Origin of the sequence: uncultured Campylobacter sp., assembly GCF_938018145.1 — a bacterium.
In the GTDB taxonomy this organism is placed as follows: domain Bacteria; phylum Campylobacterota; class Campylobacteria; order Campylobacterales; family Campylobacteraceae; genus Campylobacter_A.
On the sequence record NZ_CALIII010000431.1, the window covers coordinates 1 to 4,391 of the forward strand.

Here is a 4,391-nt window from a genome sequence, read left to right on the forward strand (position 1 = left end):
GCGAGGCTAAGTGCGAGTTTGTTCAAATTTATCCCTTAAGTCAAATTTGCGAAATCTTAGCCAAAGGGCGGTTAAATTTGAGTGAAATTGGGGGCAAAATCTGAAAAAGCAGAGAAAATAAATCAAGGCAAATTTGACTAAATTTGAAAGGATAAGGCAAAACTCGGTAAATTTGGGAAAATTTGAAGTAAAAAGAAAAAATTTAGCCGAAAAGCTCGGCTAAATTTGATAAATCTTAGTGTAGGCTCTCGATGTAGCTAAGCGCGCTAAGGGCCGCTACGGCGCCGTCTCCCGCGGCTACGATGACTTGTTTTGGCGCGTCTTTTCTGATGTCGCCCGCGGCAAATAATCCAGGCACGCTAGTTTGCATCTTTAGATCGACGCTAACATGGCCGCCGTCCTCGGTCTGGCATACGAATTCGCCGTTTTCTTGGCGGAGGACGTCGTTGTTTACGTTAAGTCCGACGAATACGAAAACGCCCGGCACTTTTAGGTCGCGCTCGCCATCTTTCGTGTTTATGATTAGACCGGCAAGGCCTGCTTTGTCGCCGTAAGCTTGCTTTATCGTGGCGCTTGTGATGAACTCGATTTTGGCGTTAGCGCGAGCCTTTTCTAGCGTGACGGGAGCGGCGCGAAACTCGTCTCTGCGGTGGATGATGTAGACGCGCGAGCAGATGTTGGCTAGATATAGGGCCTCCTCGATCGCCGTGTCGCCGCCGCCTAGAACCGCGACCTCTTTGTTTTTATAGAAAAATCCGTCGCAGGTCGCGCAGGTGCTCACGCCTCTGCCGAAAAACTCGTCCTCGCCCGCAAAGCCCGCGCGGCGCGGAGTGGAGCCGGTGGCTACGATGACTGCTTTGGCCTGCTCTTCTTTGCCGCCTTCAAGCTTGACCGTGAAGCTGCCGTCTGAATTTTTTACCACGCGCTCAACGCCCGCCATCTCGTGCTTTAGGCCAAAATGCGTGCACTGCGCGACCCACGTACTCATGAAGTCGATGCCGCTCTCGCCGGGCGCTTTTTGGCCCGGATAGTTTTCTATCTCGGAGCTGCTCGTAATCTGGCCGCCCGGCATTCCTTTTTCAAACATTACGACGTTTTTTAGTCCGCCGCGAGTGGCGTAAAGTCCCGCGCTAAGTCCGGCGGGACCGCCTCCGATGATTGCTAAATCTAACATATTTTTTCCTTTAAATTTTATTTATTTTCGAATCTTGTTTATAAATGCCGCCCTTTTGCGCCTTTAGTTCCACGCTTGCGGGCAAAGCCGTGATATTTAGGACGTGCATCAGCTTTAAAATCGTATTTATATCCGAAGCGACGAAATTTATATTTCCCTCGCTTGGCGCGCGTTTTTGGAGCAAGTCCACGGCGACGATTTTTAAATCCTTATTCGAAGTTTTTAAAATTTCTCTCCAGTTTGATTGGTTGGAGCTAAAAACCACGAGTAAAAATTTATCGTCTTGCGGCGCGAAAATTTGAGCCTGCTCGTAAAAAACCAGCTCGTTAAAATTTACGAATTTATACTGCGAAAATCTGTAATTATTGTAAGCAAATACGCCTGCTACCAGCGCTGCACCGATAAAAGACGCAAAAACGGAGGTGAGAGGAAGCAGGCTTCCTCCTCGTCTAAAAACCATTAAAGAAGCGAATTTATCTTATCGGCGATGGCTTGTTTTGATTGTGCGCCGACCATTTGCTCTACGACTTCGCCGTTTTTGAAAAATAGAAGCGTAGGGATCGAGCGGATGCCGAATTCTACGGCTAGGTCTTGCACCTCGTCGGTGTTTACTTTGCAAATTTTAGCTTTGCCCTCAAACTCCTCGGCTAGCTCGTCGATAACCGGAGCAAGCATACGGCAAGGTCCGCACCAAGGCGCCCAAAAATCTACTAGCGCGACGCCCTCTTTAGCGACGTCGAAATTCGCAGTTGTTAGTTCTATGTATTTTCCCATTTTATTCTCCTTTTTAAAGATAGTTGTAATTATACACGAAAGTATTTAAATTTTAGCTAAATAAGAATTTTTACAAACTAATATTTTCTATCCACTTTATCTCGCTCTTTTTTATCGCGATCAAATCGACCTGAAAATCGGCATTTGCGCTGTTTTGCAGCAGATAAAAATCGATAGTTTTTAAAATTTTATTAAATTTAGTGGGCGTGAGGCGATACTCTGCCTCGTAGTCGCCCTGCGTAGCTTTGATTTCAACGAAGCGCAAGATGCCGTCTTTTTTAGCGATAACGTCGATCTCGCCAAATTTGGAGCTAAAATTTCTAGCGAGGATCTCGCAGCCGTTTTTTAGCAAAAACTCGCAAGCTAGATCCTCCGAGCTCTTGCCGAAAAGATACGCTCTAAGCCCCAAATTTTACTCTTCTATCCTCATCATAAAAGGTTTTTCTTTTACGAACTCTTGCTCTTGCAAAATTTCCATAGTGCGCCTCACGTCCTTTTCCACGCTCGTGTGCGTCGTGAAAAATAGCGTCGCATACGGACTTTCGTCCTTTGGTTTTTGCAGCAGGCTATCGATAGAGAGGTTGTTTTCGCTCATTAAATTCGTGATTTTAGCCAGCACGCCGACTTTATCCTCGACCCTGAGTCTAAAATAATACTTCGTACGAATTTCGCTCGGATCTAGGAGTCTCAGCGCATTTATCTCAAACGGCGCTTTGTAGCCTAGCATCGGTGATTTGCCGTCTCTGGCGATGTCGATGAGGTCGCTGATGACCGAGCTAGCCGTAGCCGGACCGCCCGCGCCCGGACCGTAAAACATCGTCTCTCCGACCGCGTCGCCCACTACGCTCACGGCATTTGTCACGCCGTCTGTTTTAGCTATCATTTTATCTTTTGGTACGAGTGCCGGGTGTACGCGTAGCTCGACTTTGTCGCCCGTTTTTTTTGCGATGGCGAGCAGTTTGATGACGTACTCGAAATCGTTAGCGAAAAAGATATCCTCGGGCGTGATGCCTTCGATGCCCTCTATCAGGATGTCTTCGGGGTTGCCGTGCACGCCGTATGCGATGCTGGCTAGGATCAGTAGCTTGTGCGCCGCGTCAAAGCCTCCGACGTCAAAGGTCGGATCAGCCTCGGCGTAGCCTAGCTCCTGGGCTTTTTTTAGAGCGTCCGCGAAATTTGAGCCCTTGCTCATCATCGAGGTTAGGATGTAGTTGCTCGTACCGTTTAAAATCCCGTTGATGCTTAGGATGTGGTTGGCGCTAAGGCCCTCGCGAAGGGCTCTGATGATAGGTATGCCGCCCGCGACGCTAGCCTCGAAGCCAAACGGCGTGTTTTGCGCCAAATTTTGCAAGGCGTAGCGGTGGTAGGCTAGTAGCGCCTTGTTTGCCGTTACGACGGCTTTTTTGCGCTCTAAAATTTGACTGACGACCCTAAACGGCTCCTCGACGCCACCCATGAGCTCGATGAAAACGTCGATATCGTCGCGCTTTATGACGCTATCGATGTCGTCTGTGAGTGGGATCTCGACGTCTCTTTTTTTGCTTAAATTTCTAACGACGCCGATGACCGGAACTATCTCTTCGCCGCATCTTGCCGCGATTAGTTTTTTGTTTTGGAGTAAAATTTTAGCTACGGCTTCTCCGACCGTGCCGACGCCTAAAATGGCTATATTCATGCAAATTCTTTCAGATATTTTTTGACGTTTCGCGCCGCTTGGCGGATGCGGTTTTCGTTCTCGATGAGAGCAAGGCGCACGTAGTCGTTGCCGCCCTCGCCAAAGCCGATACCCGGGCTCACCGCGACACTAGCTTTTGTTAAAAGCTGCTTTGAAAACTCGAGACTACCGATGTTTCCGACTTGCGGCGGGATTTTTGCCCAGATAAACATACTCGAGCTTGGTTTATGCATCTCCCAGCCTGCACTTGCAAAGGCTTCAAGCATCACGTCGCGGCGTTTTTCGTAAATTTGACGGATCTCCTCGACGCAGCTTTGATCGCCGTCTAGCGCGACGGTTGCTGAGACTTGGATCGGAGTAAACATGCCGTAGTCGACCCATGATTTTATCTTTTTAAGAGCTGCGCAAAGGCGCTTGTTTCCGCATAAAAATCCGACGCGCCAGCCCGCCATATTGTAGCTTTTTGATAGCGTATAGCACTCTACGGCGACGTCTTTTGCGCCTTCTACTTCAAATATGCTCGGCGTTTTGTATCCGTCAAAAGTAAGGTCTGCGTAGGCGATGTCCGAGATCACGTAAAAGCGCTCTTGTTTACTCATCGCCACTAGCCGCTCGTAGAAGCTCTTTTGCACGGTTACGGTAGTTGGATTGTGCGGGAAATTTACGACGACGTATTTAGGTTTCGGCGAGCTTGAGCGGATGGTGTGAAGCAGGTCTTCGAAAAATTTATTTTCGTCAAGCTCAAATTTGTCGTTGTACTTTAGCGGC

General features: G+C 48.5%; 6 protein-coding genes. All 6 read right to left on the reverse strand.

Annotated elements, in window-relative coordinates; translation table 11 throughout:
• Positions 1-235: 235 nt before the first annotated feature.
• Positions 236-1,174 (reverse strand): FAD-dependent oxidoreductase, encoded by a 939-nt coding sequence (locus tag Q0338_RS10135; protein WP_298086618.1) that lies wholly within the window; start codon positions 1,172-1,174, stop codon positions 236-238.
• Positions 1,175-1,184: 10 nt separating this feature from the next.
• Complete coding sequence (locus Q0338_RS10140; RefSeq protein ID WP_298086619.1) at positions 1,185-1,634, reverse strand: hypothetical protein; 450 nt, start codon at positions 1,632-1,634, stop codon at positions 1,185-1,187.
• Entirely contained in the window at positions 1,634-1,948 is a 315-nt protein-coding gene (gene trxA, locus Q0338_RS10145; protein ID WP_002952671.1) for a thioredoxin, read from the reverse strand. Before trxA ends, Q0338_RS10140 begins: the two co-directional genes overlap by 1 nt.
• 70 nt (positions 1,949-2,018) lie before the next feature.
• Complete coding sequence (locus tag Q0338_RS10150) at positions 2,019-2,357, reverse strand: YraN family protein (protein WP_298086620.1); 339 nt, start codon at positions 2,355-2,357, stop codon at positions 2,019-2,021.
• Between the two features lie 3 nt (positions 2,358-2,360).
• The gene (locus Q0338_RS10155) at positions 2,361-3,623 is read right to left on the reverse strand and encodes a homoserine dehydrogenase (protein ID WP_298086621.1); all 1,263 of its coding nucleotides are present in this window, start codon (positions 3,621-3,623) and stop codon (positions 2,361-2,363) included.
• Positions 3,620-4,391 (reverse strand): aminotransferase class I/II-fold pyridoxal phosphate-dependent enzyme (locus Q0338_RS10160; RefSeq protein WP_298086622.1); only part of this gene is annotated, 772 nt, incomplete at its 5' end. The genes Q0338_RS10160 and Q0338_RS10155, both read right to left, overlap by 4 nt.

What these genes read in the sequence shown, in the direction of transcription:
- Q0338_RS10135 (WP_298086618.1), bottom strand. Translation starts at nt 1,174, where the DNA reads ATGTTAGATTTAGCAATCATCGGAGGCGGTCCCGCCGGACTTAGCGCG.
- Q0338_RS10140 (WP_298086619.1), bottom strand. Translation starts at nt 1,634, where the DNA reads ATGGTTTTTAGACGAGGAGGAAGCCTGCTTCCTCTCACCTCCGTTTTT.
- trxA (WP_002952671.1), bottom strand. Translation starts at nt 1,948, where the DNA reads ATGGGAAAATACATAGAACTAACAACTGCGAATTTCGACGTCGCTAAA.
- Q0338_RS10155 (WP_298086621.1), bottom strand. Translation starts at nt 3,623, where the DNA reads ATGAATATAGCCATTTTAGGCGTCGGCACGGTCGGAGAAGCCGTAGCT.